The 26,832-nt window shown below is 64.4% G+C and carries 23 protein-coding genes; 10 read left to right on the forward strand and 13 right to left on the reverse strand.

Features of this window, described 5'->3' with window-relative positions; genetic code table 11:
* Positions 1 to 177 precede the first annotated feature (177 nt).
* From DMX06_RS23530 to DMX06_RS23550, 5 genes are all read right to left on the reverse strand, one after another.
* A complete protein-coding gene (locus tag DMX06_RS23530; RefSeq protein ID WP_028692122.1) occupies positions 178 to 879 on the reverse strand; it encodes an ABC transporter ATP-binding protein in 702 nt (233 codons plus the stop codon).
* Positions 880 to 1,647: a high-affinity branched-chain amino acid ABC transporter ATP-binding protein LivG gene (livG, locus tag DMX06_RS23535; protein ID WP_110739584.1), complete on the reverse strand. Its 768-nt coding sequence runs from the start codon at positions 1,645 to 1,647 to the stop codon at positions 880 to 882. It lies immediately after the preceding gene.
* A complete protein-coding gene (locus tag DMX06_RS23540; RefSeq protein WP_028692120.1) occupies positions 1,644 to 2,900 on the reverse strand; it encodes a high-affinity branched-chain amino acid ABC transporter permease LivM in 1,257 nt (418 codons plus the stop codon). Before DMX06_RS23540 ends, livG begins: the two co-directional genes overlap by 4 nt.
* The gene (gene livH, locus DMX06_RS23545; protein WP_028692119.1) at positions 2,897 to 3,820 is read right to left on the reverse strand and encodes a high-affinity branched-chain amino acid ABC transporter permease LivH; all 924 of its coding nucleotides are present in this window, start codon (positions 3,818 to 3,820) and stop codon (positions 2,897 to 2,899) included. The genes DMX06_RS23540 and livH overlap by 4 nt, the downstream gene beginning before the upstream one ends.
* Before the next feature lie 236 nt (positions 3,821 to 4,056).
* On the reverse strand, positions 4,057 to 5,172 hold the full coding sequence (locus DMX06_RS23550; protein WP_110739585.1) for a branched-chain amino acid ABC transporter substrate-binding protein: 1,116 nt from the start codon (positions 5,170 to 5,172) through the stop codon (positions 4,057 to 4,059).
* A gap of 357 nt (positions 5,173 to 5,529) precedes the next feature.
* Here DMX06_RS23550 and DMX06_RS23560 point away from each other — a divergent pair, with 357 nt between their 5' ends.
* The gene (locus DMX06_RS23560) at positions 5,530 to 5,835 is read left to right on the forward strand and encodes a DUF2288 domain-containing protein (protein WP_110739586.1); all 306 of its coding nucleotides are present in this window, start codon (positions 5,530 to 5,532) and stop codon (positions 5,833 to 5,835) included.
* Between the two features lie 215 nt (positions 5,836 to 6,050).
* On the opposite strand, the gene DMX06_RS23565 is transcribed toward DMX06_RS23560, so the two are convergent.
* Positions 6,051 to 8,234, reverse strand: a complete 2,184-nt coding sequence (locus DMX06_RS23565) for a hypothetical protein (protein WP_110739587.1) — start codon at positions 8,232 to 8,234, stop codon at positions 6,051 to 6,053.
* Positions 8,235 to 8,427: 193 nt separating this feature from the next.
* Here DMX06_RS23565 and DMX06_RS23570 point away from each other — a divergent pair, with 193 nt between their 5' ends.
* On the forward strand, positions 8,428 to 9,315 hold the full coding sequence (locus tag DMX06_RS23570; RefSeq protein ID WP_110739588.1) for an NAD(P)-dependent oxidoreductase: 888 nt from the start codon (positions 8,428 to 8,430) through the stop codon (positions 9,313 to 9,315).
* On the opposite strand, the gene DMX06_RS23575 is transcribed toward DMX06_RS23570, so the two are convergent.
* Together DMX06_RS23575 and rapA are read right to left on the reverse strand one after the other, a co-directional pair.
* Positions 9,215 to 11,479, reverse strand: coding sequence for a putative bifunctional diguanylate cyclase/phosphodiesterase (locus tag DMX06_RS23575; RefSeq protein WP_110739589.1), 2,265 nt, complete (start codon positions 11,477 to 11,479; stop codon positions 9,215 to 9,217). The genes DMX06_RS23570 and DMX06_RS23575 overlap by 101 nt on opposite strands.
* A 316-nt stretch (positions 11,480 to 11,795) precedes the next feature.
* Positions 11,796 to 14,642 (reverse strand): RNA polymerase-associated protein RapA, encoded by a 2,847-nt coding sequence (rapA, locus tag DMX06_RS23580; protein WP_110739590.1) that lies wholly within the window; start codon positions 14,640 to 14,642, stop codon positions 11,796 to 11,798.
* A gap of 127 nt (positions 14,643 to 14,769) precedes the next feature.
* On the opposite strand from rapA, the gene DMX06_RS23585 reads away from it, so the two are divergent.
* The 4 genes from DMX06_RS23585 (at position 14,770) to ccoM (ending at position 16,391) form a co-directional block, all read left to right on the forward strand.
* Entirely contained in the window at positions 14,770 to 15,465 is a 696-nt protein-coding gene (locus DMX06_RS23585; RefSeq protein WP_110739591.1) for a M949_RS01915 family surface polysaccharide biosynthesis protein, read from the forward strand.
* Between the two features lie 112 nt (positions 15,466 to 15,577).
* Entirely contained in the window at positions 15,578 to 15,904 is a 327-nt protein-coding gene (locus DMX06_RS23590) for an aspartate-semialdehyde dehydrogenase (protein WP_110739592.1), read from the forward strand.
* Between the two features lie 73 nt (positions 15,905 to 15,977).
* On the forward strand, positions 15,978 to 16,139 hold the full coding sequence (locus tag DMX06_RS26400) for a hypothetical protein (RefSeq protein WP_177330824.1): 162 nt from the start codon (positions 15,978 to 15,980) through the stop codon (positions 16,137 to 16,139).
* Positions 16,140 to 16,274: 135 nt separating this feature from the next.
* A complete protein-coding gene (ccoM, locus tag DMX06_RS26685) occupies positions 16,275 to 16,391 on the forward strand; it encodes a cytochrome c oxidase subunit CcoM (RefSeq protein WP_023629476.1) in 117 nt (38 codons plus the stop codon).
* 112 nt (positions 16,392 to 16,503) lie between these two features.
* Here the strand turns inward: ccoM and DMX06_RS23595 are convergent, their stop codons facing one another.
* A complete protein-coding gene (locus tag DMX06_RS23595; RefSeq protein ID WP_110739593.1) occupies positions 16,504 to 17,232 on the reverse strand; it encodes an SDR family oxidoreductase in 729 nt (242 codons plus the stop codon).
* A gap of 101 nt (positions 17,233 to 17,333) precedes the next feature.
* Here DMX06_RS23595 and DMX06_RS23600 point away from each other — a divergent pair, with 101 nt between their 5' ends.
* Positions 17,334 to 18,113: a LysR family transcriptional regulator gene (locus DMX06_RS23600; protein WP_110739594.1), complete on the forward strand. Its 780-nt coding sequence runs from the start codon at positions 17,334 to 17,336 to the stop codon at positions 18,111 to 18,113.
* Positions 18,114 to 18,278: 165 nt separating this feature from the next.
* Here the strand turns inward: DMX06_RS23600 and DMX06_RS23605 are convergent, their stop codons facing one another.
* Positions 18,279 to 19,037: an SDR family NAD(P)-dependent oxidoreductase gene (locus DMX06_RS23605; protein WP_110739595.1), complete on the reverse strand. Its 759-nt coding sequence runs from the start codon at positions 19,035 to 19,037 to the stop codon at positions 18,279 to 18,281.
* Positions 19,038 to 19,151: 114 nt separating this feature from the next.
* On the opposite strand from DMX06_RS23605, the gene DMX06_RS23610 reads away from it, so the two are divergent.
* Together DMX06_RS23610 and DMX06_RS23615 are read left to right on the forward strand one after the other, a co-directional pair.
* Positions 19,152 to 20,087 carry a LysR substrate-binding domain-containing protein gene (locus tag DMX06_RS23610; protein WP_110739596.1) on the forward strand — a complete coding sequence of 312 codons (936 nt, stop codon included), beginning with the start codon at positions 19,152 to 19,154 and terminating at the stop codon, positions 20,085 to 20,087.
* 110 nt (positions 20,088 to 20,197) lie between these two features.
* A complete protein-coding gene (locus tag DMX06_RS23615; protein ID WP_110739597.1) occupies positions 20,198 to 20,518 on the forward strand; it encodes a DUF2025 family protein in 321 nt (106 codons plus the stop codon).
* A 20-nt stretch (positions 20,519 to 20,538) separates the two neighbouring features.
* On the opposite strand, the gene DMX06_RS23620 is transcribed toward DMX06_RS23615, so the two are convergent.
* Together DMX06_RS23620 and DMX06_RS23625 are read right to left on the reverse strand one after the other, a co-directional pair.
* Entirely contained in the window at positions 20,539 to 23,124 is a 2,586-nt protein-coding gene (locus DMX06_RS23620; RefSeq protein WP_110739598.1) for a bifunctional diguanylate cyclase/phosphodiesterase, read from the reverse strand.
* Positions 23,125 to 23,174: 50 nt separating this feature from the next.
* Complete coding sequence (locus DMX06_RS23625; RefSeq protein WP_181427889.1) at positions 23,175 to 24,251, reverse strand: diguanylate cyclase; 1,077 nt, start codon at positions 24,249 to 24,251, stop codon at positions 23,175 to 23,177.
* A 125-nt stretch (positions 24,252 to 24,376) separates the two neighbouring features.
* On the opposite strand from DMX06_RS23625, the gene DMX06_RS23630 reads away from it, so the two are divergent.
* A complete protein-coding gene (locus tag DMX06_RS23630; RefSeq protein WP_110739599.1) occupies positions 24,377 to 25,471 on the forward strand; it encodes an MBL fold metallo-hydrolase in 1,095 nt (364 codons plus the stop codon).
* Here the strand turns inward: DMX06_RS23630 and DMX06_RS23635 are convergent.
* On the reverse strand, positions 25,468 to 26,343 hold the full coding sequence (locus tag DMX06_RS23635) for a formate/nitrite transporter family protein (protein WP_110739600.1): 876 nt from the start codon (positions 26,341 to 26,343) through the stop codon (positions 25,468 to 25,470). The two genes, DMX06_RS23630 and DMX06_RS23635, sit on opposite strands and share 4 nt — an antisense overlap.
* Between the last annotated feature and the right edge of the window lie 489 nt (positions 26,344 to 26,832).

Consider the following 26,832-nt stretch of genomic DNA (forward strand, 5'->3'; position numbering starts at 1 on the left):
GATCACAAGTGGGCCGTGTGTCGGCCCTTTCGCGGGTAAACCCGCTCCCACAGGTTCACCACCACCCTTGTATGCAGTGATGTACCTGTGGGAGCGGGTTTACCCGCGAAGAGGCCGGCATAGGCGATATATTCCTGGCAGGCAGAAAAAAGGGCCTTGCGAAGGCCCTTTGATCATTCAACCCCCCAGATATGCGTCGCGCACCTTCGGATCGGTCAGCAACGCTTCACCGGTACCCTGCATCACCACCTTGCCATTCTCCAGTACATACGCCCGGTCGGCGATCTTCAGTGCCTGGTTGGCGTTCTGCTCCACCAGGAACACGGTCACGCCGTCGCGGCGCAGCTGTTCGATGATGTCGAAGATCTGCTGGATGATGATCGGCGCCAGGCCCAGCGACGGTTCGTCGAGCAACAGCAGCTTGGGCTTGCTCATCAGCGCCCGGCCGATGGCCAGCATCTGCTGCTCACCACCGGACATGGTGCCGCCGCGCTGGATGTAGCGTTCCTTCAGGCGCGGGAACAGTTGCAGGACCTTGTCCAGCTGCTCCTGGTAGTCGCCCTTGTCGGTGAAGAAACCGCCCATGGCCAGGTTTTCCTCGACGGTCAGGCGCGAGAACACGCGGCGGCCTTCCGGCACCACCGCGATGCTCTTGCGCATGATGTGCGAGGATGGCTGGCCGACCAGCTCCTCACCCAGGTACTTGATGCTGCCGCTGCTCGCCTGGGGCGAGCCGCAGAGGGTCATCAGCAGGGTCGACTTGCCGGCGCCGTTGGCGCCGATCAGGGTGACGATCTCGCCCTGGTTGATCTCCACGTTGACGCTGTGCAGCGCCTGGATCTTGCCGTAGAAGGTGGAAACGTTCTCGAACTTCAGCATTTACGCCTCCCCCAGGTAGGCCTTGATCACATCAGGGTTGCCGCGGATCTCGTCCGGCGTGCCGTCGGCCAGGGGCGTGCCCTGGTTGATCACCACGATGTGGTCGGAAATGCTCATCACCAGCTTCATGTCGTGCTCGATCAGCAGCACGGTCACGTTGTGGGATTCGCGCAGGTAGGCGATGAGGGCCTTGAGGTCCTCGGTCTCCTTGGGGTTCAGGCCTGCGGCCGGTTCGTCGAGCATGATGATCCGCGGTTGGGTCATCATGCAGCGGGCGATTTCCAGGCGCCGTTGCTGGCCGTAGGCGAGGGTGCCGGCGGTACGGTTGGCGAACTCGGTCAGGTTGACCTTCTCCAGCCAGTACTGCGCGCGCTCCATGGCCTCCTTCTCGCTGCGGCGAAAACCCGGGGTCTTGAACAGGCCGGCGAAGAAGTTGGTGTTCAGGTGACGGTGCTGGGCGATCAGCAGGTTTTCCAGCGCGGTCATCTCCTTGAACAGGCGCACGTTCTGGAAGGTCCGCACCACGCCCTTGCGGGCGATCTGATGGCCGGCCAGGCCCTGGATCGGCTGGCCGTCGAGCAGGATGGTGCCGCCGCTGGGCTTGTAGAAGCCGGTGAGGCAGTTGAATACGGTGGTCTTGCCGGCACCGTTCGGGCCGATCAATGCCACCACCTGTTTTTCCTTGACGGTCAGGCCCACGCCGTTGACCGCCAACAAGCCGCCGAAGCGCATGCTCAGGCCGCTGACTTGCAGAATTTCGCGGCTCATCGAGGCAGCTCCATGTGCGGACGTTGCATGGGCAGCAGGCCCTGCGGACGCCAGATCATCATCAACACCATCAGCGCACCGAACATCAGCATCCGGTATTCGCTGAACTCACGCATCATCTCCGGCAGCAGGATCATCACGATGGCCGCGAGAATCACGCCCAGTTGCGAACCCATGCCGCCCAGCACGACGATGGCGAGGATGATCGCCGACTCGATGAAGGTGAACGATTCCGGCGTCACCAGCCCCTGGCGGGCGGCGAAGAAGCTGCCGGCGAAGCCGGCGAAGCAGGCGCCCAGGGTGAACGCCGAAAGCTTGATCACGGTAGGGTTCAGGCCCAGGGCGCGGCAGGCGATCTCGTCTTCACGCAGCGCTTCCCAGGCACGCCCGATCGGCATGCGCAGCAGGCGGTTGATGACGAACAACGCCAGCAGTGCCAGCAGCAGGGCCACCAGGTAGAGGAAGATCACCTTGTTGATCGAGTTGTATTCCAGCCCGAAGAACTCGTGGAAGGTCTGCATGCCCTCGGCGGCGCGGCGTTCGAAGGTCAGGCCGAAGAACTCCGGCTTGGGGATGTTGCTGATGCCGTTGGGGCCGCCGGTCCAGTCGGTGAGGTTACGCAGGAACAGGCGGATGATCTCGCCGAAGCCCAGGGTCACGATCGCCAGGTAGTCACCGCGCAGGCGCAGCACCGGGAAGCCGAGCAGGAAACCGAAGGTGGCGGCCATCAGGCCGGCGATCGGCAGGCACACCCAGAAGCTCCAGCCCAGGTAATGCGAGAGCATCGCGTAGCTGTACGCGCCAACGGCGTAGAAGCCGACGTAGCCCAGGTCGAGCAGGCCCGCAAGCCCTACCACGATGTTCAAGCCAAGGCCCAGCAACACGTAGATCAGGATCAGCGTGGCAATGTCGACCGCGCCGCGCGAGCCGAAGAACGGCCAGATCAGCGCCGCCACGATCAGCCCCATGATGACCCAGCGCTGGGTCTTCGGCAGGGTGAGGAAGTTGGTCACCGAAGGCGGTACCAGCTTGCGCTCAGAGCGGCGCCCCATCACCGCGCTCCACTGCTTGTCGAACAGTACGCGCAGGAACATCAGCACCGAGCACGCGGCGATGATGCTGATGGTGAACGAGCCCTGGCTGTGCACGATCAGGCTGATGCCGTCGATGCTGAGTTTCAGGCCCAGCACCGGGAAGGCCACGGCCCAGACCAGCAAGGCGCTGAAGAACGCCTGTTTGAGATTTCTGTTCATACTTTTTCAACCTCCGGGCGGCCCAGGATGCCGGTCGGCCGGAACAGCAGGACAAGAACCAAAAGACCGAATGCCACCACGTCCTTGTACTGGTCGCCGAAAATGTCGGCGCCGAACGCTTCGGCCACGCCCAGCACCAGCCCGCCGAGCATGGCGCCCGGGATGCTGCCGATGCCGCCCAGTACCGCCGCGGTGAAGGCCTTCAGGCCCACCAGGAAACCGGCGTTGGGGTTGATCACCCCGTACTGCATGCTCAGCAGCACGGCCGCCACCGCCGCCAGTGCGGCACCGATGACGAAGGTCAGGGCGATGATGTTGTTGGTGTTGATGCCCAGCAGGTTGGCCATCTTGATGTCCTCGGCGCAGGCGCGGCAGGCACGCCCCAGGCGGGAACGGGAGATGAACAGGGTCAGGCAGGTCATGGCGACGAGGGTCACCACGAACACCAGGATCTGCATGTACGAGACCAGCACCTCCTCAGCGCCCCCCGGGCCGAACGAGAAGCTGCCGGGGATCAGGTTGGGGATGGACTTGTCTTTTGAGTCCTGCGACAGCAGGACGGTGTTCTGCAGGAATATCGACATGCCGATGGCGGAGATCAGCGGGATCAGCCGGTTGCTGTTGCGCAGCGGCCGGTAGGCGACCCGTTCGATGCTGTAGCCGTAGGCACTGGTGACGAAGATCGTGGCGACGAAAGCCACGGTCATCAGGATCGGCAACGAGTGGATGCCCATCATGGCCAGCCCGGCAAGGGCGATGAAGGCCACGTAGGAACCGATCATGTACACCTCGCCGTGGGCGAAGTTGATCATGCCGATGATGCCGTACACCATCGTGTAACCGATGGCGATCAGCGCGTAGGTACTGCCGATGGTCAATCCGTTAACCAGTTGTTGTAGGAAATGGTAGATCTCAGGCATTACAGCGCTCCTAAAAACCTGATTTGCATTTCTCTGGCGGGGGACGACCCCGGCCCATGTTCTCGTGGTCTACGCCACGTGATCTTGTGCGGGCACAACCAGGAAACCGCGGGTGACGGTTTTAAGATTTTCAGGTGAACCGGCTCCCGGATCGCGGGAATCAGGTCCATAGAACCTCGTAAAACAAAGCCCACTGCTCGCACAGTGGGCTTCTCGGTCAGCTATTAGTCACGCAGTTACTGAGGGGAGACTTCGGTCTTCGGCTTGCCGAAGTGCCATTCGTAGACCACGAACTTGAAGTCTTTCAGGTCGCCCTTGGCGTCGTAGGACAGGTCACCGGTCGGGGTCTTGAAGGTGCCGGCGTGGATGGCGGCAGCCACCTTGTCGGTGTCTTCGGACTTGGCGGCCTTGATGCCTTCGGCGATCAGCTGGACAGCCGAGTAGGCCGGGAATACGAACGGACCGCTCGGGTCCTTGCCATCGGCCTTGATGGCGTCGACGATGGCCTTGTTCGCAGGGTCGGCGTCGAACGACTTCGGCAGGGTGACCAGCAGGCCTTCGGAGGCGCCCTGGGCGATCTGCGAGATGGAGTCGTTACCCACGCCTTCCGGACCCATGAACTTGGCTTTCAGGCCCTTCTCTTGCGCCTGGCGCAGGATCAGGCCCAGCTCCGGGTGGTAGCCGCCGTAGTAGACGAAGTCGACGTTGTTCTGCTTGAGCTTCTGGATGATCGAGGAGAAGTCCTTGTCACCAGCGTTCAGGCCTTCGAAGACGGCGACCTTGGTGCCTTTCTTCTCGAGGGTGGTCTTGACCGCGGTGGCGATGCCTTCGCCGTACTGCTGCTTGTCGTGCAGGACCGCAACGACCTTCGGTTTGACGTGGTCTGCGATGTAGTTGCCAGCGGCCGGGCCCTGGGCGCTGTCCAGGCCGATGGTACGGAAGACCATCTTGTAGCCACGCGCGGTGATGTCCGGGGAAGTGGCGGCGGGGGTGATCATGATCACGCCTTCGTCTTCGTAGATGTCGGACGCAGGCTGGGTGGAGCTGGAGCACAGGTGGCCGATCACGTACTTGACGCCATCGTTGACCACTTTGTTGGCGACGGCCACGGCCTGTTTAGGGTCGCACGCGTCGTCGTATTCCTTGGCTTCGAGCATCTTGCCATCGACGCCGCCCTTGGCGTTGATGTCCTTGATGGCCTGTTTGGCGCCGACGAACTGCATGTCGCCGTACTGGGTCACCGGCCCGGTCTTTGGACCGGCGATGCCGATCTTGATGGTGTCGGCGGCAAACGAATGGCTGGCGACTCCGGCCAGAACCATCGCGGCAAACAGCTTGGAAATCTTGATCATAGTGCTCCACTCATTCTGTTGTAATTCTTATAGTCCTGAGGCCAGGGCTACAGACCGGGCGGGATTTCGGCCTGGCTACGCCATGCCGTAAGCCCACCTTCCCCCGGAACATGTCCCGGAACTGTACCGGTACAGTGTAGAGCGCTGTCCGAGCGCTTGAAAAGCGGGCGAAAAGCGTCTGTTTCGAGGGGTGTCGCCTGGTCGACATAAAGATACAGAAAAGCGCCATCACTTTGCCGGTATCCGCGGCCCGCCCCCACAAGTTCGGGCCTGATCGACCAAATTACGTATTTGAAACCAGGTTTTTCTGCAAAAATGCCGGCCTTTTTGTTGGACGATCTTTGCGCAGGTAAACCCATGACTGATCAAGTAAGCACCCTCTATGCCAAATTGCTCGGCGAGACCGCCGTCATCGAGTGGAAAGCCCTGGAGCGTTTCTGGGCCAAGGGTGACCTGATTTGGGTCGACCCCAGCCTCGACCTGATCACCGTTGCCGAGGCGATGGCCGAGAATCGCGGCGAGATCTTTGCCAAGTGGCGTAGTGATGGCACTGTCGGGCCGGTTTCCGCCGAGCAGGCGCTCGACCTGCAAACCCGCGATCCAGAGATCTGGGCGGTGGTGGTTTCGCCGTTCATCGTGATCCAGGCGAAGAAAGCGGAATAAGCGCGCGCTTTTTTAGTGCGCAAAAACGCGCAGACGCCTCGCGCTGGTGCGCATTGACGCTCACGTAAGGTGGAAGTTGGTAACAGTGGCGGGGTGATTTGGCGGGGCGGTAACAGTTTACGGGATGCGTAATACGGCCGAAATGATCGCGGGGCAAGCCCGCTCCCACGAGGATTGTGCATCCTTGTGGGAGCGGGCTTGCCCCGCGATGGTTTTCAGTAATCCACGCGCCCGGTATGGCTGTTCAGCGAAATCACCCGGGTCTTGCCGATGCGATGGCGGAAGATCTCGCGCAGGTACTTCACCGCCTTTTTCACGCACTCGCGCGACAGGCGGATATCGTTGATCGACACGAAGCGGCTCTTGTCGTTGATCAGCTCGCGGTACTTCTTCTCGTACATCGGCTTGATCGCGTACCAGTTGGTGTCGAGGATCTTCGCCGGGTTCTCGAACTCGTTGAGCAGCTCATCGATGCTGTCTTCATCGAAGTGCTCGCTGGTGATGAACTCCAGGATCGCGTTGTCCATGGTGTCGTCGAAGCGGTACGGGTTGCGTGCGAAGCAGCGCTTGATGAACGCCACGATCAGGGTCAGGAAGTCGTCCGACAGGCACGGGCTCTTGGCGATCAGGGTGGTCAGCGACAGGTTGGCCGAGGCGCCGATCACCAGCGCGTAGCGCTTGAGCGTGGTGTTGGGGAACAGGCTGTTGAGGTGGGTCTTGAGCCGGTTCAGGTCCATGTACGACAGCTTGTAGTCCTTGGGCAGGGAGACGATCGACACCACCGACGAGCAGTTCTTGAAGAAGTGCAAGTCGTGCAGGGCCGCGGCGTCGTAGCCCGAGGCCTGGTATTGCTCCAGCGCGGCGCGGTAGCGGCGCGACTCGATCGGCAGCAGGCTGATGCCTTCGATGGCCTGGGTCTGCTTGTTGAAGTGCGGCAGGTCGATGGAGCGGAAGAACAGGTCGTCGATGTCCAGCCGCGGCTGCTCGCGCTCGAACACCTTGAACTTGTCCGATCCTGCCGGCGGCACTTCCGGCACCACCGATTCGGCGTAGGCGATGGCCACGGGGCCGGCCAGGCTCATGAACAGGTCGTTGGCGTCCAGGCGGATGGTCTCGCCGATGTCGATGCCGGCGCGGCGGAAGTAGTTCTGGTCGTAGTCGGTGGTCACCGCCTGGGCGGTGAGGATGTTGAAGATCTGCTGGGAGATGTACTGGTTGGCGTGCTTCTCCATGGCGTTGACGTCGATGTTCTGGATCGTGCCGTCATCGCTCTCCTCGGCATAGCGCATGATGTCGTTGGAGATCAGCATCATCGCGTTCCACGGGCGGATGCGGCCCATGACGCTGGCCTCGCTGCTGTCTTCATTGTCGAAGTTGTACGAGAAGTCCCATTCCTCCGACAGGTACTTGCACAGCAGGCGCCCGGCGTTGATGTGCAGCGCCTCGGACATCTCGCTGCGGTGGTCGGAGGCGTTGGGCAGCACGCAGATGCCGCTGGTGAAGATCGGCTCGAAGACGAACGAGTGCCCGCTCTTGCCGTCGTTCTCGTCGGCCGGCTTGGTGTCGAAGGTCTTGTTCATGTACGAATACTGCTGGGCCAGGCCGAACTCCGAGGCCATCCCTGAGCCGGTGCCGCCGCCGGCGCTGAAGATGTAGAAGTACAGGCGCGACTGGTTGGCCTTGATGCCGCAGGAGTCGATCAGGTACGAGTGGATCAGCTTCCAGTCGGCGCTGGAGAACCGCTGGGTATCCTTGTTGAGGATGATCTTGGCCAGGTACTGGCCAAGGATCGGCGCGTTGCCGGCGCCCCCGGCATGCACCTCGGACAGGTCCATGATCTTCATCTTGCTGTAGTCGCGCAGGAAGCCGCCGCGCTCGCCCTTGCGCGAGAAGCGGATGCGCCCGGCGATGTCCTTGTCCAGGTCGCCCAGCATCACCAGCGGCTCGACCAGGAAAACCGGCTTGGCGGCCTTGTTCTGCACCAGGCGCAGGTTCTGGCGGATCCAGCGCGCCGGGCTGTAGCCGTCCTGGCCCTTGAAGCGATCCTCGTTGTTGTACTCGTTGAGGAAGAAGGTGCGGGCGTTGTACACCAGTTCCGCCACGTCCAGGGCTATGTTCGAGCCACAGCGGCCCAGGCCGATCAGGCACACCGACGGGAACTGCTGCTCCAGGCGCAGCTGGTCCTCGTCCTCCACGTGCAGGTTCGGCGGAAACACCAGGTCGCGCAGGCCGTCGAGGTTGTCGAGGATGCGCTGGATGTCCTGCTCGGTGAAGTACAGGTACTGTTGCGCCGGCGTGCTGCGGGCGGCGGGTAGGTCTCGAGCACTGCCGGCGGTCAGCGAGGTGGTGCTGAGGGTCGGCTCGGGAGCCGCATTGGCAGAAGTGTTCGTAGAGGTCATAGTGCGCCATTTGCCTGGTGTGGTTGGCTTCCCGGTGATGAATATCATCTAGCCATCACGGAGAAATTTCGCGACTTTATCAGTGCGTCTTTTTCTTATGCGATAGGGGGTTTCCTTAGTCGGACTAAGGTTTTTCCCCTCGCACCCGCATTGCATCGTCCGTTTGTCACGCTTCTTTAATCTGGAGTTGCTCATGAGTACTGCATTGCCTTCGCTGGGGTTTGCCGGGATCGGCCTGATGGGCCTGCCGATGTGCCGTCGGCTGCTGGCCGCCGGGTATCCGCTGACCGTGTGGAACCGCAGCCCGGACAAGTGCGCCGAGCTGGTCGCCGCCGGTGCGCGACTGGCCGCCAGCCCCGCCGAGCTGTGCCAGGCGACGGACATTGTGCTGCTGTGCCTGGCCGACACGGCGGTGGTGCGCGAGGTAGTGTTCGGCGAGCAGGGCATCGCCCAGGGCGGGCGCGGCGGTCAGTTGCTGGTGGACTTCTCCAGTCTCGAACCGACCGCCACCCGGGAGATGGCCGCCGAGCTGGCCGCCCTGTGTGGCATGGCCTGGCTCGATGCACCAGTGTCCGGCGGCACGCCGGGGGCCGAGGCCGGCACCCTGGCAATCATGGTCGGTGGCGAGGCCGATGATCTCGAGCGGGCGCGGCCGGTGCTGTTGACCCTGGGCCAGCGGGTGACACACATGGGCGCGGTGGGCGCCGGCCAGGTGACCAAGGCGTGTAACCAGATGATCGTGGCCTGTAATGCGCTGGTGATCGCCGAGGTGGTGGCGCTGGCCGAGCAGTCAGGGGTCGATGCACGGCTGATCGCCGAGGCGCTGGCCGGCGGGTTTGCCGACTCCAGGCCGCTGCAGATTCTTGCCCCGCAAATGGCCGAGAGCCGCTTCGAGCCGGTCAAGTGGCATGTGCGCACCTTGCTCAAGGACCTCGACACCGCGGTGAAATTCTCCCGCGAGCAGGGCTCGGCGACGCCGCTCAGTGGCCTCGCCGCGCAACTGATGCGCCTGCACGGTAGCCAGGGCTATCTGCAAAAAGATCCGGCGACCCTGGTAACGCTGTATCGCAACAAGGGCTGAGATCGCCCGGCTGGCGGTCGAGCCGTTCTAGGATCGGCCGCAGCTCGGCCAGCGGCACCGGCCGGCTGAGCAGGTAACCTTGCAGGTAGTCGCAGCCGTGGCTGGCCAGGAACTCATGCTGCTCGACGGTCTCGACGCCTTCGGTGACCACCTTCAGGTGCAGGGTGTGGGCCATGATGATGATCGCCTGGACGATCTCCTGGTCCTTCTGGCTGCCCGGCACATCCTGGATGAACGAGCGGTCGATCTTCAGCACGTCCAGCGGCAGGCGCTTGAGGTAGGCCAGTGACGAGTACCCGGTGCCGAAATCGTCTATCGACAGCGCCACGCCCTGGGCGCGGATGCGCTTGAGCAGGCTGATGGTGTGGTGAATGTCGCCCATCAGCGCGTTTTCGGTGACCTCCAGCTCCAGCTGGCGCGGCGCCAGGCCGGCCTGGAACAGCGCCATCTCGACCTCGGTGGCCAGCTCTTCGCGGCCAAGGGTGAGCGCCGAGCAGTTCACCGTGACTTTCAGTTCGCCATAGCCATGGCGATTGAGCTGGGCCAGGTCCTCGCAGGCCCGGCGCAGCACCCAGAGGTCCAGTTCGGCGATCAGGCCGTTGGCCTCGGCGATGCAGATGAAGCGATCGGGGCTGAGCAGGCCGTGTTGCGGATGCTGCCAGCGCACCAGGGCCTCGAGCTTGGCCACCTGGCCGCTGCGCAGGTCGAAGATCGGCTGGTAGTGCACGCACAGGCCGCGCTCCTCGAACAGCGCCACGCGCAGCTCCTCCTCCAGTTGCAGTTCCAGGGTGGCGCGGGTCTTCAGGCCGTTGTTGAAGAAGTTCAGGCTGTTGCGCCCGCAGCCCTTGGACTGGTACAGCGCCAGGTCGGCGTTCTTCAGCAGTTCCTCGGTGCTCTGGCCATCGTCGGGGAAGATGCTGATGCCGATGCTGGTGGTCATCACCATGCGCCGGCCCGCCAGGTCGATCGGCTCCTTCATTCGTTGCATGATGCGCTGGGCCAGGTGGCGGGCCTCGTCGCGGCTGTTGAGGCTGGTGACGATGCAGAATTCGTCGCCGCCGAAGCGCGCTACCAGGTCCTGGCCGCGAGTGGCGGCCTTGATATGGTCGGCGATGACCTTGAGCAGCTCGTCGCCGGCGGCATGCCCGAGGCTGTCGTTGATGCGCTTGAAATGGTCGATGTCGAGGAACATCACCGCCAGCATGCCCTCATGGGCGGCCTGCTCGGCCAGCCGCTCGGCGAACACCTGATTGAAGCCGCGACGGTTGACCAGGTTGGTCAGGGCATCGTAGTGGGCGGCCTGCTGCAGCGAGGCCCGGGCCTGGTCGAGCTGGCTGAGCAGCACATTGACCCGGCGCAGGTCGTGCTCCTTGCTCTGCAACTTCTTGTCGGCCAGCGCCGCGCTGATGCTGCCGCCGCTGATCAGCAGGGTGATGACGGCGATGGTCAGCGCCAGTTGCAGGCTGTTGTCGGCCGAGGGCAGGCGCAGGGCGGTTTCGCCGGGAATCACCAGGGTCATGGCGGCCATGCCGGTGAAATGGGTCAGCACGATGCCGCCGGCCATCAACAGGCTGGCACCGTACTTGAGCAGCAGGTGCAAGGTGCCGCTGCCCTTGCGGAAGTAGCGGGCCATCAGCAACGCCACCAGGCTGACTAGCACGGCGATGCCGATGGAAGCGAGCAGCAGGCCGGTCTGGTAGTACTGCTGGGCGCTGGTCTGCAGGGCGGCCATGCCGGTGTAGTGCATGAGGCTGATTCCCAGGCCGATGAACAGCGCGGTCTGCAGGTAGTGGCGCAGGCGCATTTCGCTGCGATTGAGGCTGTTCATCGCCAGCCAGGCGGCGAGCAGGGCCACCAGCAGCGACAGGCCTGTCAATGGCGCGTCGAAGTGGATCTCCAGGGGCGCCTGGAACGCCAGCATGCTGATGAAGTGCATGGCCCAGATCCCCCCGGCCAGGCAGCAGGCGCCGAGCACCCGCCATTGCCGGCGGGCGAAACGGTCATCGCAGTGACTTTGCCTTTCGCTCATGTCCAGCGTGGCGAAACAGGCGGCGCTGGCCACGATAAAGGCGAGCAGCACCAGGAAGGGGTTGTGTCGACAGTCGAGGATGATCTGTCCGGTCGCCGGCAGCTCGGCGAACAATTGCAGTCCCAGCCACTCCATTGCAGGCCTCTTCGTCGAGTCTTCACTCGTCCCCAAAAAGCACGGATGGAGACTGTTCCTGCTGGAGTATAGAAACGGGTGCTTAAGCCTTCCTGATTAATGGCACTTTGGTTTCTACCATTTGGATATGAAGGCAATAGCTGGATGGTCTAAATGGATATCGCTGGACCGCACGATCCCTGTAGGAGCGGCCTTGCGCCGCGAAAGGGCTGCGAAGCAGCCCCAGGGATTCAGCGTTGCTGCATCAATCGCCGGGGCCGCTGTGCGGCCCTTTCGCGGCACAAGGCCGCTCCTACAGAAGATGCGTGAATCCTGATCAACCGGCGACCAGCACCCGGATCGCCTCAAGGCGTAGCGCCGCTTTTTCCAGCGCCGCCAGCCCTTCTTCGCGCTGCTTGCTCAGCGCATCGATCTCGCTGTCACGCACGCTCGGGTTCACGGCCTTCAGCGCGGTCAGGCGCGCCAACTCCTCGTCGGCCTCGGCGGTCAGCCGCTGCCGGGCCTGGGCCACGCGTTCGTCGTGGATCGGCAGGACCTTGGCCTCGCCTGCGGCGATGCGCTTGGCCAGTACGTCGCGCTGGGCCTGGACGAACTTGTTGGCGCTGGCCTTGGGCACGCTTTCAAGCTGGTCGTTGAGGGTTTCGAACGCCACCCGCGGGCCCAGGTCGTTGCCGTTGGTGTCCAGCAGGCAGCGCAGCGCGGCCGGCGGCAGGTAGCGGCCCAGCTGCAGGCTGCGCGGGGCCACCACTTCGCTGACGTAGAGCAGCTCGAGCAGCACGGTGCCGGGCTTGAGCGCCTTGTTCTTGATCAGCGCCACCGCGGTGTTGCCCATCGAGCCGGACAGCACCAGGTCCATGCCGCCCTGGACCATCGGGTGCTCCCAGGTCAGGAACTGCATGTCCTCGCGCGACAGCGCCTGGCCACGGTCGTAGGTGATGGTCACGCCTTCGTCGTCGCCCAGCGGGAAGCTGGCATCGAGCATCTTCTCGCTCGGCTTGAGGATCAGGGCGTTTTCCGAATGGTCCTCGCTGTCGATGCCGAAGGCGTCGAACAGGGTTTCCATGTAGATCGGCAGGGCGAACTGGTCGTCCTGTTCGAGAATGGCCTCGACCAGCGCCTGGCCTTCGCCGGCGCCACCGGAGTTGAGTTCCAGCAGGCGGTCGCGGCCGGTGTGCAGCTCGGCTTCCAGGCGCTCGCGCTCGGTACGGGCCTCGGCCACCAGCTTGTTCCAGCTCTTTTCGTCACTGTCGGCCAGCAGCGGCAGCAGGCGCGGGCCGAACTGGTGCTGCAGGGCGTTGCCGGTCGGGCAGGTGTTGAGGAAGGCGTTGAGGCCTTCGTGGTACCACTGGAACAGGCGCTCCTGCGGGCTGTCCTGCAGGTACGGGATGTGCAGCTGGATCGTGTGTTTCTGGCCGATCCGGTCGAGACGGCCGATGCGCTGCTCGAGCAGGTCGGGGTGGGCCGGCAAGTCGAACATCACCAGGTGATGGGCGAACTGGAAGTTGCGGCCTTCACTGCCGATCTCGGAGCAGATCAGCACCTGGGCACCGAACTCCTCGTCGGCGAAGTAGGCGGCGGCGCGGTCGCGCTCAAGGATGCTCATGCCTTCGTGGAACACCGTGGCCGGGATGCCGGAGCGCACGCGCAAGGCGTCTTCCAGGTCCATGGCGGTCTCGGCGTGGGCGCAGATCACCAGGACCTTGGTGCGCTTGAGCATCTTCAGGGTGTCGATCAGCCAGTCGACCCGTGGGTCGAAACGCCACCAGCGCTCGTCGTCGCCGCTCTCGCCCTGGGCCTGGAAGGCCACTTCGGGGTACAGCTCGGCGCGCTCGCCCGAGGGCAGTTCGGCGTAGGCGTCGGGGTTGGCCAGCGGGTAGGGGTGCAGCTGGCGCTCGGGGAAGCCCTGGATCGCCGCCCGGGTGTTGCGGAACAGCACGCGGCCTGTGCCGTGGCGGTCGAGCAGTTCGCGGATCAGGCGGGCGCTGGCCTGGCTGTCGCCGTCGCTGACCGCGGCCAGCAGGGCTTCGCCTTCGGCGCCGAGGAAGCCCTGGATGGTGGCGTGGGCCTTCGGCGACAGGCGGCCTTCGTCGAGCAGTTCCTGCACGGCTTCGGCCACCGGGCGATAGTGCTCGCTCTCGGCGCGGAAGGCGGCCAGGTCGTGGAAGCGGTTGGGGTCGAGCAGGCGCAGGCGGGCGAAGTGGCTATCCTGGCCCAACTGTTCCGGGGTGGCGGTGAGCAGCAGCACGCCCGGGATGACCTGGGCCAGTTGCTCGACCAGCGCGTACTCGGCGCTGGCCTGTTCCTCGTGCCAGACCAGGTGGTGGGCCTCGTCGACCACCATCAGGTCCCAGCCGGCGGCGAACAGCGCGTCCTGGGCCTTCTCGTCCTCGACCAGCCACTCCAGGGCCACCAGCGCCAGCTGGGCATCCTCGAACGGGTTGCTGGCGTCGCTCTCGATGAAGCGCTCGGCGTCGAACAACGCGACCTGCAGGTTGAAGCGTCGGCGCATCTCCACCAGCCATTGGTGCTGGAGGTTCTCGGGTACCAGGATCAGCACGCGGTTGGCCCGCCCGGACAGCAGCTGGCGGTGGATGACCAGGCCGGCCTCGATGGTCTTGCCCAGGCCCACTTCGTCGGCCAGCAGTACCCGTGGGGCGATGCGGTCGGCCACTTCACGGGCGATGTGCAACTGGTGGGCGATGGGCTGTGCGCGCACGCCGCCCAGGCCCCACAGCGACGAGAGCATCTGCTTGCTGGTGTGCTGCAAGGTGTTGTAACGCAGCGAGAACCACGACAGCGGGTCGATCTGCCCGGCGAACAGGCGGTCGCTGGCCAGGCGGAACTGGATGAAGTTCGACAGTTGCGTCTCGGGCAGGGTGCGCGGCTGGTTCTGGCCGTCAATGCCGTGGTAGACCATCAGGCCGTCGATGTCCTCGACCTCCTGCACGGTCAGCTTCCAGCCTTCGAAGTGAGTGATCAGGTCGCCGGGCGAAAAGCGCACGCGGGTCAGCGGCGCATTGCGTAGCGAGTACTGGCGGGTGTCGCCCGTGGCCGGGTAGAGCACGGTCAACAGGCGGCCATCCTGCGCCAGGATGGTCCCAAGACCGAGCTCGGCTTCGCTGTCGCTGATCCAGCGTTGCCCCGGTTGATACTGCTGCGCCATACTGCCAAAACTCCCGCGGTGAAAAAGCCGACTATGTTAACGGATCGGCTTCGCCAGACCAATGAATGTGAAGAGTCTAGCGCTTTCATCGACGAACACCGTCCTGTCACGAGGGCCACGCGCCAACATGGTTGCCAAGCACCGCTGGTTGAACGTCACCCTGGGCCTGGGCAGCCTCGCGCTGTTGGCCGCCTGTGAACAGAAGAGCTTCGAAGTCCTGCCGCCGATTCCGGTCGAGCAACTGGAGGTGCTCGGTGTGCAGACGCCGATCAAGAGCGTGCACTTCCACGACCGTGAGGGCGAAGGCTTGCTGGTGCTGAGCCGGGTCGACGGCCAGGCCACCGACCCCGACACCGAGGAAGAGGTCGACAAGGTGCTGCTCAAGGCCACCCTGTATGGCCGAGCCGCCGGCGGTGATGCCTTCAAGGCGCGCTGGCAGATCGAGCAGGAGACCACCTGCGCCGGGCTGGACCTGGACGTCGACTTCTATACCGATGTCAGCGATGTCGGCGACCTGAACAAGGACGGTATCGCCGAAGTGACGGTGGCCAGCCACGCCTTCTGTGGCGGCGGCATCGACCCCCACGACATCGCCATCGAGATGCGTGAGGGCCAGGCGATCTACACCATCACCGGCCAGTCGCTGATCAGCCCGCCCGGTGAGGACGCGTTCGGCGGCGAGCGCGAGGACAGCGCCTCGCTGAAGACTGCCCCGCAGGTCGTGCGCGAACACATGGACGCGGTCTGGCAGCAGGTCTACAAGCGGCCCTGGAGCGAGTCGAGCGCCGCGCCCGACGACGACCCGGACGAAGAAGCCGAGTAAGCCCGCGCTATACTCCAGCGCAGTGTGGCCTTGTGATACGCCGCACACCTTTGACCGCGGGCATTCAAGGCGGCGCACCACCAGCCGATAACAAGGCTACAGGAGACCCATCATGCTGCCGCCGATCATCCCGCTCAGTGCCGCCCCCGTGACCTCGCAACAGGATCCGGTCAAGCCGCCGCCGACCATCCCGCCGGTGGTACCCGCGCAGCCGACCTCCAGCGACGGCACCATCGACCTCAAGCACCACCGCGACCCCGAGGAGCAGACCTTGCTGCTGCGCGAGGAGCAGCGCCGCCAGCAGCAACGGCGCAAGCAGGCCGAAGGGGACCGCTACGAAGCCGTGCCCGGCGAGGAGCTCAACGCCGACAACACCGTGCCGGTGGCGCCGATGGGCGAGCGCACGCGCCAGGGGTTGCTGGTGGATATCGAAGTCTGACCAGGCTCTGTACCCTAGTCAGCGTTGCCGCTTGCCGTCATCATGAAGGCCTCTGCTGTCCGTCGAGCCCACCATGAGCCAAGACAACCTGATCGATTTCGGCGCCGAACGCGCCAAACGCATCCACGACCTCAATGACAAGCGCCTGAACGACATGCGCCAGGCCTTCGAGCAGGCCATGCCGCTAACCCAGGCCAAGAAGAAAAAGCCCAAGGGCAAACCCAAGAAGCGCTGAAACTTGATGCAGGTCAACCCTGCACCCGCCTCGCGCGCCCGGCCTCGGGCGCCATTGACTCCGGTCAATTTTCCCCTTCCCGGCATTGGTTACCTTGCACCCATCGGATGACGGCACATCAAGGGAGGGGCCGACATGTTCTTCGACAACGTGGTTATCGCCGGTGTGGTAACGGTCGGGTTGATGTTGGCGTTCTTCGCCGGTCTGGGCATTTTCATCTGGAAGGACTCGAAAAAGCGCAATCAGCGCTGATCCTTCCCGATTCACGAGCACGCAAGGCATTTAGGGCGACTTCGGTCGCCCATTTTTTTGCCTGTATTTTCATCGTGGGGCGGTGCTTGCCGACGAACGGGGCGCATTCATCTCAGGGCTGTTGGGCGGTCGCCGCCAGCACGATCTCGCGAATGCACACCTGCTGCGGCTGCTGGTAGGCCCAGACGATCGCCCCGGCGACATCCTCGGCGCTCAGCACCACGCCGCCCATGTCATTGGCCTTCCACGCCTCGTAGTCGCGCTTGATGCCCTCGTCGGTGGTGTGCCCGAGCAGCTCGGTCTCCACCGCGCCCGGGGCGATGGTCACCACTCGCACATTGTGCGGCGCCAGCTCCTCGCGCAGGTTCTCCGACAGCCCATGCACGGCGAACTTGCTGCCCACGTAGGCGACATGGTTGGGAAAGGTCTTGCGCCCGGCCACGGAGCTGACGTTGATCAGCGTGCCGTGGCGCCGCTCGATCATCCCGCCGGACAGCGCATGCACGCCGTTGAGCATTCCCTTGACGTTGATGTCGAACATGCGCTCCCACTGCTCCGGGTCCTGCTCGTGCATCTGCCCCAGCAGCATCACGCCTGCGTTGTTCACCAGGGCATCGGCCGGTCCGTACAGCGCTTCGGCCTCGGCCACGGCGGCCACCAGCGCCGCCCGGTCGCGGATATCCACGGCGCGGCACAGGCAATCGGGGAGCGCCAGCGCCTCGAGGCGTTCCAGGCGCCGGGCGATCAGCAGCAGCGAATGCCCCGCAGCGCTAAAGCGCCGGGCGGTGGCGGCGCCGATACCAGAGCTGGCGCCAGTGACGATGATCAGGGGTTTGTTCATGGTTGCCTCCCAGGCATAATCGCTTTCGATGGCCAGGATTCTAGATAGCGCCTGCGGCCATGAAAAACGGCTTATTTCTCTGGCTGGCATCGGTTCTATCTATGGATATCCGTCATCTCAAGGCATTCATCGCGGTCTTCGAAGCGCGCAACATCACGGTAGCCGCCCAGCGCCTGTGCGTGGCCCAGCCGACTTTGTCGGTGACCATTCGCCAGCTGGAGGAGGACCTGGGCGCTGAACTGTTCCTGCGTCAGGCCCGCGGGGTCGAAGTCAGCGAGCAGGCCCGCGAGCTGTATCCCCAGGCCTGCCGCATGGTGGCCGAGGCCGAGGCCTTGCGCCTGCGGTTTCGCCAGGGGCAGGAGCGGGTGCCATTGGCGCTGGGCATCGAGGCCGACATCGCGCCGGCCCAGGTCGAGGCCTGCGTGCGCCTGGCCAGCCAGGCGGTGGCGGGTTTGCAGTTGACCCTGCTGGAAGGCTGCGACGGCGACGCTCGCCTGGCCGACGAGGCCCAGCGTTGCGAGGATGAACTGTTCCTGCCGCTGTGGGAGGAAGCGTTCGTGCGGGTGATGGCCACCGGCAGCCAGCCGGACGGGCGCTGGGTCACCTGCCCGCAGCACCCTTCGCACCAACGCCTGATGGGCTTGTATGACGGGGGCGAGCAGGTCGGCCAGGCCGGTTCGTTGCAACGGGTCCTGGCCATGGTCGCCGCCGGGCAAGGCGCGGCCTGGTTGCCGCAGTCGCTGGTCGAGCGTTGCCCGGGCGTCTACTGGCAGCCGGGCAGTGGCCTGACGCTACGACGTCGGGTCGGGTTGTGCATGTCCCATGAAGCCTTGGCACTGCCCGCCGTGGCGGCGCTGCATCAGGCCCTCAGCCGCGTTTGAACGACCGCAATTGTGGGAGCGGCCTTGTGTCGCGAAAGGGGCGCGAAGCGGCCCCAGGTTCTTAGCGTCAACACATAAATTGCTGGGGCTGCTACGCAGCCCTTTCGCGACACAAGGCCGCTCCTACAGGGAAACGCGTAGCAAGCCAATCAGGCTGAGGCGCGCCTAGAGAAACATCCCCCCAGACACCTCCAGCCGCTGCCCCGTGATCCAGCCATTGCCGTCCTCCAGCAACAGGGCGATGGCCGCACCGATATCGTCGGGCAGGCCGACCCGTCCCAGCGCCGTGTTGCCGGCGATGTAGTCATTGACCTGCTGGTTGTCGCGCACCACGCCACCGCCGAAGTCGGTCTCGATGGCGCCCGGCGCCAGAATGTTCACGCGGATGCCGCGCGCGCCCAGCTCCTTGGCCTGATACCGGGTCAGCACCTCCATGGCGCCCTTCATGGCGGCGTAGGCGGCATAGCCGGGCAGGGCGAAGCGGGTCAGGCCGGTGGAGATGTTGACGATGCGCCCGCCGTCGGCCAGCAGCGGCAGCAGGCGCTGGGTGAGGAAGAACGGCCCTTTGAGCTGGATGTTCAGCAACTGGTCGAACTGCGCCTCGCTGGTCTCGCTGAACGGCACGTTCAGGCCGATGCCGGCGTTGTTCACCAGGAAGTCCAGCTGGCGGCGGCCGAACTGCTGTTCGAGGGTGTCGCCCAGGCGCTCGGCGAAGGCTGCGAAACTGGCGCTGTCGCTGACGTCCAGTTGCAGCATGGCGGCGCGCACGCCGGCCTGTTCAAGCGAGGCGGCCACTGCGTGGGCCTCGTCGGCCTTGCTGTGGTAGGTGCCGATGATGTCGATGCCGCGGGCGGCCAGGTGTTCGGCGGTGTTCTTGCCCAGGCCGCGGCTGGCGCCGGTGATCAGTGCGATCTTGCGAGTCATGTCGGTTACCTCGGTGGGTTGTTGTTGAATGACAGGTTATTGATCGGTTGAAGGCTGTTAAATCCATGGATTCCGGAAATACTGTTCGTATGAAATGGACAATCGGAGCCTGTGATGAACAAGCTGGAGTTGTTGCGCACCTTTGTCAGGGTCAGCGAACTGAGCAGTTTCACCCTGGCCGGCGAGAGCCTGGGCCTGCCGCGCTCGACCGTCTCCGAGCAGGTGCGGGCGCTGGAACAGTTGCTCGGCACGCGCTTGTTCAACCGCACCACGCGGCGGGTGCAGACCACCCAGGATGGTGCCTTGCTCTACGAGCGCAGCAAGGACCTGCTGTCGGGCATGGACGAGATCGAAAGCCTGTTCAGTGCCGACGATGCCGAGTTGGCCGGGCGTTTGCGCATCGACCTGCCGACCATGATGGCGCGGCGGCTGATCGTGCCGGCGCTGCCAGGGTTTCTTGAACGTTTCCCGCGTCTGGAAGTGGAGATCAGCTGCACCGACCGTCAGGTCGATTTGCTGCGCGAAGGCTTCGACTGCGTGATGCGCATTGGCGCGCTCAGCGACCTGGATGTGGTGGCCCGCCCGGTGGGGCGCCTGAGCATGCGCAACTGCGCCAGCCCCGCCTATCTCGAGCGTCATGGCGTGCCGCAGAATCTGCAGGACCTGGCTGGTCATCGGTTGGTCCACTATGTGCGCAACCTCGGTGCCCGCAGCGCCGGGTTCGAGTACGAGCAGGATGGCGAGTTGCACTTCCAGGCCATGGCCGGCGTGGTCACGGTGAACAATGCCGAGGCCTACTCCGCCGCCTGCCTGGCCGGGTTCGGGCTGATCCAGGTGCCGGCGGTGGGCGTCGATGAGCATCTGCGCAACGGTGAACTGGTATCGCTGCTCGAGCCCTGGCAGGCACGGGCCATGCCGGTGTCGCTTTTGTATGCGCGGCAGCGCCATGTGCCGCGCCGGGTGCAGGCGTTCATGAACTGGCTGGCGGCGCTGCTGGCGTCGCAGGTCGACCCGGAGGCTGCGCCGATCGGCTCAAGCGCGAAGGGGTGAGAAAGCGTGGCGAAGGTTCCGCCAGTTGCGTTAGGCTGGCACCTGCGCGTCGCCCGTCAGAGGTGACCGTTCCCTGCGTGCGTCACTTCCGAATTTTGCGAGGTTACGCCATGGCCATCACTTCCCAGGACATCTGCAACGCCGCCGAACAGCTCAAGGGCTTTGTCGGCTTCCACGGTAAGCGCGGTACACATATCGTGCGGTTTTCCGAAGACTCGTTCGGCATGGACGTCGCCGACGACAGCATCACCCCCTGCAACGAGTTCGTCTGGCGGCCCGAGGCCGATACGCGCATGGCATTGTGCCGGGAGCGCCTGGCCTTGTTGCTGGAGCAACATGTGGACGACCGGCTGAACATCGGCGAGCCGCTGCGCATCTACCTCCAGCGTACCGACCTGCCGGAGATCGTGGCTGAACGCAGCCTGCGCTGAAAGCATGCCTCAAGAGGGAGTCAGGACACATCCTGCTGGCGCACCTCCCGGCCCGCCAGCAGCGCCTCGAACCCCGCCCGGTCCACCGGCTTGCTCAGGTAGTAGCCCTGGACCTCATGGCACTGTTCCTTGTCCAGCGCCTGCAACTGCTGCTCGGTCTCCACCCCCTCGGCGGTGACCGTCAGCCCCATGGCCTTGCCCAGGTTGATGATGGCCTGGACCACCGCCCGGTCGTTGCCGCTCTGGCTGCTGAGCCCTGCGATGAAGCGCTTGTCGATCTTGATGCTGTCGAAGGGGTAGGTGCGCAGGTAACCCAGCGACGAGTACCCGGTGCCGAAATCATCCATGTTCAGGCGCACGCCCAGCTCCTTGAGCGCCAGCATGGTGCCCAGGGCGCCTTCGATGTCGTTGAGCATCACGTTCTCGGTGATCTCCAGTTCCAGGCGCTGGGCCGGGAAACCGGTGTCCAGCAGTACCTGGCGCACATCGGCGACCACATCGCTGCGGGAGAACTGCGCCGGCGACAGGTTGACCGAGACCAGCAGCTCGTCGGGCCAGTCGCGAGCATTGCGGCAAGCCTCGGCCAGCACCCAGCGGCCGAGAGGCACGATCAGGTCGCTCTGTTCGGCCAGGGGAATGAAGGTGTCCGGCCCGAGCAGGCCCTCCTCGGGGTGCTGCCAGCGCAGCAGGGCTTCCACCGAGACGATGTGCAGGTCGTCCAGGCGGTAGCGCGGCTGGTAGTGCAGGACGAACTCATGCTGCTTGATCGCCCGGCGCAGGTCGTTTTCCAGTTGCCGGCGGTACTGGATCTGCTGGTTCATCTCCGGCGAGAAATAACGCCAGGTGTTCTTGCCGTCGGCCTTGGCCTGGTACAGGGCAATGTCGGCGCAGCGGATCAGCTCGCCGGCATCATAGCCCTGGACCCGGGTCTGGGCGATGCCGATGCTGGCGCCGATGTGCAACTGGTGCTCCTCGTAGGCGATGGGTTGCTGCAGCAGGTCGAGCAGGCGGGCGCAGAAACGGTCGATCTCGCTGCGGTTGTCCAGGCCATGCAGCACCAGGACGAACTCGTCGCCGCCCAGGCGGGCGACCAGGTCATTGTCGCGGGTGGTGTCGCGCAGGCGGCCGGCCACCTCCTGCAGCACCGCGTCGCCGGCCGGGTGACCGAGGGAGTCGTTGATCGGCTTGAAGCTGTCCAGGTCGAGCAGCAGCAAGGTCAGGGGCGGTGAGTCGCTGCCGCGCAGCAGGGCCTGTTCGAGGTGGCGCGACAGCTTGTTACGGTTGGCAAGGCCGGTCAGGGCATCGTGCATCGACAGATGCTGGATACGGGCATGGGCGGCGACCTCGTCGGTGATGTCGCTGGCGGTGCCGCGAAAACCGGCGAGCTTGCCCTCGTAGATGATCGAGCGCGCCGAAACGCGGCAGTAGCGGTTCTGTCCGCTGGCGTCATCGTAGTTGCAGCGCAGGTTGGCCAGTTGCTGCGGGTTTTCGTCGGCCTGGCTGTCGAGCCACGGCAGCAGGGGCGTGGTGTCGCAGGCGAGCAACTGGTTGAGCGGCTGACCGAGCCAGTCCTCGAGCCGGTAGCCGGTGACGCTGACGAAGCGCTGCGACAGGTAGGTCAGGCGGTGCTGGCGATCGGTTTCCCAGATCCAGTCCGACGCGGCCTCGGCCACGGCGCGAAAGCGCTGTTCGCTGGCCTCCAGGGCACGGTTGCTCTGCTGCAGGCGCAGCAGGCTGTCGTCGATGGCGCGGGAGCTGCGCAGGGCATGGCGGAACAAGTAGAGCAGCACCAGGCCGAGCACCAGCAGCACCGCCAGCAGCGGCGGCAGGAAGGCGTGCAGCAGCTGGCGGCCCGGCAGCGGGGTGTTCCAGGCAAGGTGATAGCCGGTTCCGCCCAGGGCGATATGTGGTTGTTCGGCCTGGGCGGCGCCGTTCTTCTCCAGGCGCATGCCGGTCAGGCCCGCGCCCTTGCCCAGCACGGCGAGCTTGGCCTCGGTCAACTGGTCGACGAACACCATCACCGGCGCCTGGCGGACATCCGCTTCAGTCACTTCCTTGTCCGGGCGCACTGCCGCCGCGCTGAGCACTGCGGGCCAGCCGTTGAAGCGCACGAAGTGGGTTACCTGCTCACGGGCCGGGGCGGCCTTGCGCGCCGCGTCGATGATCGCCGCCAGGGGGCTGTCGATATGGGCGCTGGCCGGCGAGTCGGTGGGCTTGCCCTTGAACAGGGCGTAGGTGGTGCGGCCATCCTCGACCACGAACACGCCTTCGTAGCCGCTGGCGCTGTACAGTGACTCGCCGACGTTCTTCTCGTCATAGGCCCACTGCCAGTCGACCTTGCCGACCAGGTGCTCGTAGGCGGCGTCCCAGACGGCGTAGCTGGAGAGGAACTGACGCGAGGCCACCAGCCGCTGCTCCAGCGCCTGGGTGGCCTGGAAGGTGCTCTGCTCCTGCGCCTGGCGGTCCAGCGTGGCGGCGATGTTGAACAGCGCCACCAGGGTGAACACGCAGGCGAGCCCGAACAGCGCGCAGAAGCCGCCGACCAGGCGGCGCACCTGCAGGCGCGAGGTAGGGCTGGAGGATGAAAGGTCGACGTTCCTGTCCATGTACGGGCGACTCCTTCAACTGCTTTCTGCGCCCGGGCCTGGGCGAAGGTTCAGTCAGGATAGGCCAGCTTGAGCGTGGCGGCCTCGCCGCGGGCGAAATTGACCTGGTCGCGGCCCTGATGCTTTGCGGCGTACAGGGCCTTGTCGGCCTGTTCCAGCCAGTGTTCGGGCGAGGCGAGGGTGGCGCGGAAGTCCGCCAGGCCGATGCTCAGGCTGATGCGCAGGTCCGGCAGTTGCGGGTTGCGGTAGGCGCCGACGCGCTCGCGCAGGCGCTCCATGGCCTGGCAGGCCTGGGCCTCCTGGGCGCCGGGGAGGATCACACAGAACTCGTCGCCGCCGTAGCGCCCGGCCAGGTCGTCCTCGCGCAGGCTGCGCCGCAGTTCCTGGCTGAGCTGGCGCAGCACGCAGTCGCCGACCACATGGCCGTAGGTGTCGTTGATGGTCTTGAAGTGGTCGATGTCGATCAGGGCGATGACCGCCGGCAGCTGTTGTTGCTGGCAGATCTGGAACTTGAGCAGCAGCAGGTCCTTCCACGAGCCGTGGTTGAGCAGGCCGGTAAGGCTGTCGGTGCGGCTCAGGGCACTGAGGCGACGCTTGTGCTCGGCCAGCTTGATCGCCAGCTGGTAGCACACCCAGCCCAGGGCCAAGGGGTAGAAGGTGAGCATTGGCAGGCAGGCAAGTACCTGCAGCTGTGTGGCCTGGGGCTGCAGGCCGGTGCCGAGCAGGGCGCTGGCCAGCAGCATGCCGCACAGCTGGGCCAACAGGCCGCGCAGCAACACCCGTTTGCCACCGGCGGCGACGTTGTTCATGGTCATCATCGACAGGATGGTCACGGTGGGCAGCGGGTTGAAATGCATCGCCGCGGTCCAGAACCCTCCCATCAAGGAATCCAGCAGGATGTTGCGCTGTTCGGCCTGGTAGGGCGTGACCGAGCGCCGGGCCCACTGATAGGCCACATGAGGCCAGAGCAGGCCGTTGAACAGCAGCAGGGCCCAGGCCCACTGCGGCGGGTTCAGCGGGGCGATGGCTGCCATCACGCTGAACAGGCCTATCCCCAGGCCGATGATGCGCGGCAGGTAGATGCGCCTGACGAAAGAGAGCCCCTTGCCGCTGCGGTTGTCGATCATGGTTGTCGTTCTTCTGTGGGGCGCCGTTTATCGCATAAGTCGTGTGAATATTGTTGAACAATCGTTCATCGGCGAAAAATGACCTTACAAGCCATTTCACGGTTGATCCGACCCTGTGGAGTAATATGAAGGCTTTCCTCTTATGCGGAGTGCTGCTGCTCATGGTCCCCATGGCTACCCCCGCCGGCGAGCCGGCACCGCACCGGGACGGACGCTTTCACAACCAGGTCGAGCTGCCCAAGGACGGCGTGCTCAAGAAGCTGCGCATCGGCGTCAAGTACCTGCTGCTGCGCAAGCCGCCGCAAACCCGGCCAGATGCGGCGCTGACCTTGCAGCCGATGACTCGCCAGCAGGTGGCCGACGCACCGGATCACAGCCTGTGGCGCCTCGGCCACTCCACTGTATTGCTTAAACTGCGCGGGCGCTTCTTCATTACCGACCCGGTATTCGCCGAGCGCGCCTCGCCGGTGCAGTGGGCCGGGCCACTGCGCTTCCATGCGCCGCCGTTGGCGCTCGACGATCTGCCGCCGCTGACCGCGGTGATCCTGTCCCATGACCATTTCGACCACCTCGACGAGCAGGCCATCCGCCGCTTGGCGCCGCGCACCGAGCACTTTCTCGCGCCGCTGGGGGTAGGCGACCTGCTCATCGAGTGGGGTGTGCCGCCGGCCAAGGTGCGGCAACTGGACTGGTGGCAGGAGACCGAGGTCGAAGGCGTGCGCTTCGCCGCCACGCCGGCGCAGCACTTCTCCGGACGCGGGTTGTTCGACAGCAACCGCAGGCTGTGGGCGTCCTGGGTGATGATCGACGAAGGGCTGCGACTGTTCTTCAGCGGCGACACCGGTTACTTCGCCGGTTTGCGCGAGATCGGCGAGCGTTACGGGCCGTTCGACCTGACCTTGATGGAGACCGGTGCCTACAACGTTGCCTGGCCCAATGTGCACATGCAGCCGGAGCAGACCCTGCAGGCGCACCTGGACCTGAAGGGCCGTTGGCTGCTGCCGATTCACAACGGTACCTTCGACTTGTCGATCCACAGCTGGCAGGAACCCTTCGAGCGCATCCTGGCACTGGCCAATGCCGCCCAAGTGCAACTGAGCACGCCGCAGATGGGCGAGCGGGTCAGCCTCGACTCGCCACATCCGGGGCAGAACTGGTGGCGGCCGCGGCCATTGCCGCAACGGGGCAGGTCATCCGAGCGGGCGGTGGCAGCGCGCTAGTCCTTGACCTGCTTGTCGTCCTTCAACAGTTTGGAGGGCGGCTTGCCGCTGTCGCTGCGCACCTGGGCATGGCTGATCAAGGCGAAGATGAAACTGCCGCCAATGATGTTGCCGGCCAGGGTGGGCAGGGCGAAGTCGAGCCAGAAGGTGCTCCAGCTCTGCTCGCCGGCCCAGACCAGGTAGGACACCTCGACCGAGCCCACCACTATATGAGTGAAGTCGCCCAGGGCCATCAGGTAGGTGATCATCAGGATGATCCAGATCTTGGCGTGCTCCATGGACGGGATCATCCAGACCATGGTGGCGATCATCCAGCCCGAGACGATGCCCTTGGCGAACATCTGGCCGATGCTGTTCTCCATCACCTTGCGGCCGACATCCAGGAAGGCGACATCGGTCTTGCTGTCGAAGATCGGCAGTTCGAGCATCACCCAGGCCACCAGCAAGGTGCCGGCCAGGTTGCCGAGCAGAACGATGGTCCATAGGCGCAGCAGGCGGCCCAGGTTGATGAGGGTGGGGGTAGTCATAAGCGGCAGTACGGCGGTCAGGGTGTTCTCGGTGAACAGTTGCTGGCGGGCGAGGATCACCGCCAGAAAGCCCGCGCTGTAGCCCAGGCTGGCGACTACCTGGGCGCTGTCGCCCTCGGGCAGGCGGGCGTAGAACAGCCCCATGGCCATCAATGACAGGCCCATGGTCAGGCCGGCCGCCAGCGCCGACCACCACAAGGCGGCCAGGGTACGTTCCAGTTCCTGGTCGCCCTGGGCGCGGATGATCTCGTGCAGCACCGCCGCCCGGGGCGGCTGGTTGTGGCTGACTTCCTGCTCTTCGTCCGGCGACAGCCCCGGGGTCTTCTCGCTCTGTGCATCACTCATGGCAGCCGCTCCGCTTGCGTGTTTCTCTACAGAGCGGCAACCGCGTCGAATAGTTGCCGAGCGGCCGCCGGATGGCGATCGAAAGTTTTTTCAGATCAAGGTGTTGACTCTGAAATCAAACCGCGTATTATTCGCCTCCTCGCAGCGTTGAACGCCACGAGGCAAGCGGTAAGTCGTTGAGGTTGAAGGTGTTTTGCAGAAAGCAGCTTCGAAAAAAAACTTCAAAACAACGCTTGACAGTAAATGAGGAAAGCGTAGAATGCGCGCCTCGGTTGAGACGAAAAGCTCTTAACCAAACGCTCTTTAACAAATTGAATCAAGCAATTCGTGTGGGTGCTTGTGAGTACGGACTGATAGTCGCAAAGATTATCAGCATCACAAGTGGCCATGCGAGAAATCACATAGTCATTTGAGATTGCTGAGCCAAGTTTAGGGTTTCTTAAAAACCCAAGCAGTATTGAACTGAAGAGTTTGATCATGGCTCAGATT

The sequence above is a fragment of the Pseudomonas mosselii genome, from assembly GCF_003205295.1.
GTDB classification, from domain to species: domain Bacteria; phylum Pseudomonadota; class Gammaproteobacteria; order Pseudomonadales; family Pseudomonadaceae; genus Aquipseudomonas; species Aquipseudomonas mosselii_B.

Bases quoted from the DNA above. Each gene is read 5' to 3' on its own strand.
- DMX06_RS23610 (WP_110739596.1), top strand. From the start codon at position 19,152: ATGAACAAGCTGGAGTTGTTGCGCACCTTTGTCAGGGTCAGCGAACTG.
- livH (WP_028692119.1), bottom strand. From the start codon at position 3,820: ATGCCTGAGATCTACCATTTCCTACAACAACTGGTTAACGGATTGACC.
- DMX06_RS23600 (WP_110739594.1), top strand. From the start codon at position 17,334: ATGGATATCCGTCATCTCAAGGCATTCATCGCGGTCTTCGAAGCGCGC.
- rapA (WP_110739590.1), bottom strand. From the start codon at position 14,642: ATGGCGCAGCAGTATCAACCGGGGCAACGCTGGATCAGCGACAGCGAA.
- DMX06_RS23560 (WP_110739586.1), top strand. From the start codon at position 5,530: ATGACTGATCAAGTAAGCACCCTCTATGCCAAATTGCTCGGCGAGACC.
- DMX06_RS23530 (WP_028692122.1), bottom strand. From the start codon at position 879: ATGCTGAAGTTCGAGAACGTTTCCACCTTCTACGGCAAGATCCAGGCG.
- DMX06_RS26400 (WP_177330824.1), top strand. From the start codon at position 15,978: ATGAGCCAAGACAACCTGATCGATTTCGGCGCCGAACGCGCCAAACGC.
- DMX06_RS23565 (WP_110739587.1), bottom strand. From the start codon at position 8,234: ATGACCTCTACGAACACTTCTGCCAATGCGGCTCCCGAGCCGACCCTC.
- DMX06_RS23590 (WP_110739592.1), top strand. From the start codon at position 15,578: ATGCTGCCGCCGATCATCCCGCTCAGTGCCGCCCCCGTGACCTCGCAA.
- DMX06_RS23625 (WP_181427889.1), bottom strand. From the start codon at position 24,251: ATGATCGACAACCGCAGCGGCAAGGGGCTCTCTTTCGTCAGGCGCATC.
- DMX06_RS23540 (WP_028692120.1), bottom strand. From the start codon at position 2,900: ATGAACAGAAATCTCAAACAGGCGTTCTTCAGCGCCTTGCTGGTCTGG.
- ccoM (WP_023629476.1), top strand. From the start codon at position 16,275: ATGTTCTTCGACAACGTGGTTATCGCCGGTGTGGTAACGGTCGGGTTG.
- DMX06_RS23570 (WP_110739588.1), top strand. From the start codon at position 8,428: ATGAGTACTGCATTGCCTTCGCTGGGGTTTGCCGGGATCGGCCTGATG.
- DMX06_RS23575 (WP_110739589.1), bottom strand. From the start codon at position 11,479: ATGGAGTGGCTGGGACTGCAATTGTTCGCCGAGCTGCCGGCGACCGGA.
- DMX06_RS23630 (WP_110739599.1), top strand. From the start codon at position 24,377: ATGAAGGCTTTCCTCTTATGCGGAGTGCTGCTGCTCATGGTCCCCATG.
- DMX06_RS23620 (WP_110739598.1), bottom strand. From the start codon at position 23,124: ATGGACAGGAACGTCGACCTTTCATCCTCCAGCCCTACCTCGCGCCTG.
- DMX06_RS23635 (WP_110739600.1), bottom strand. From the start codon at position 26,343: ATGAGTGATGCACAGAGCGAGAAGACCCCGGGGCTGTCGCCGGACGAA.
- DMX06_RS23550 (WP_110739585.1), bottom strand. From the start codon at position 5,172: ATGATCAAGATTTCCAAGCTGTTTGCCGCGATGGTTCTGGCCGGAGTC.
- DMX06_RS23605 (WP_110739595.1), bottom strand. From the start codon at position 19,037: ATGACTCGCAAGATCGCACTGATCACCGGCGCCAGCCGCGGCCTGGGC.
- DMX06_RS23585 (WP_110739591.1), top strand. From the start codon at position 14,770: ATGGTTGCCAAGCACCGCTGGTTGAACGTCACCCTGGGCCTGGGCAGC.
- DMX06_RS23615 (WP_110739597.1), top strand. From the start codon at position 20,198: ATGGCCATCACTTCCCAGGACATCTGCAACGCCGCCGAACAGCTCAAG.
- DMX06_RS23595 (WP_110739593.1), bottom strand. From the start codon at position 17,232: ATGAACAAACCCCTGATCATCGTCACTGGCGCCAGCTCTGGTATCGGC.
- livG (WP_110739584.1), bottom strand. From the start codon at position 1,647: ATGAGCCGCGAAATTCTGCAAGTCAGCGGCCTGAGCATGCGCTTCGGC.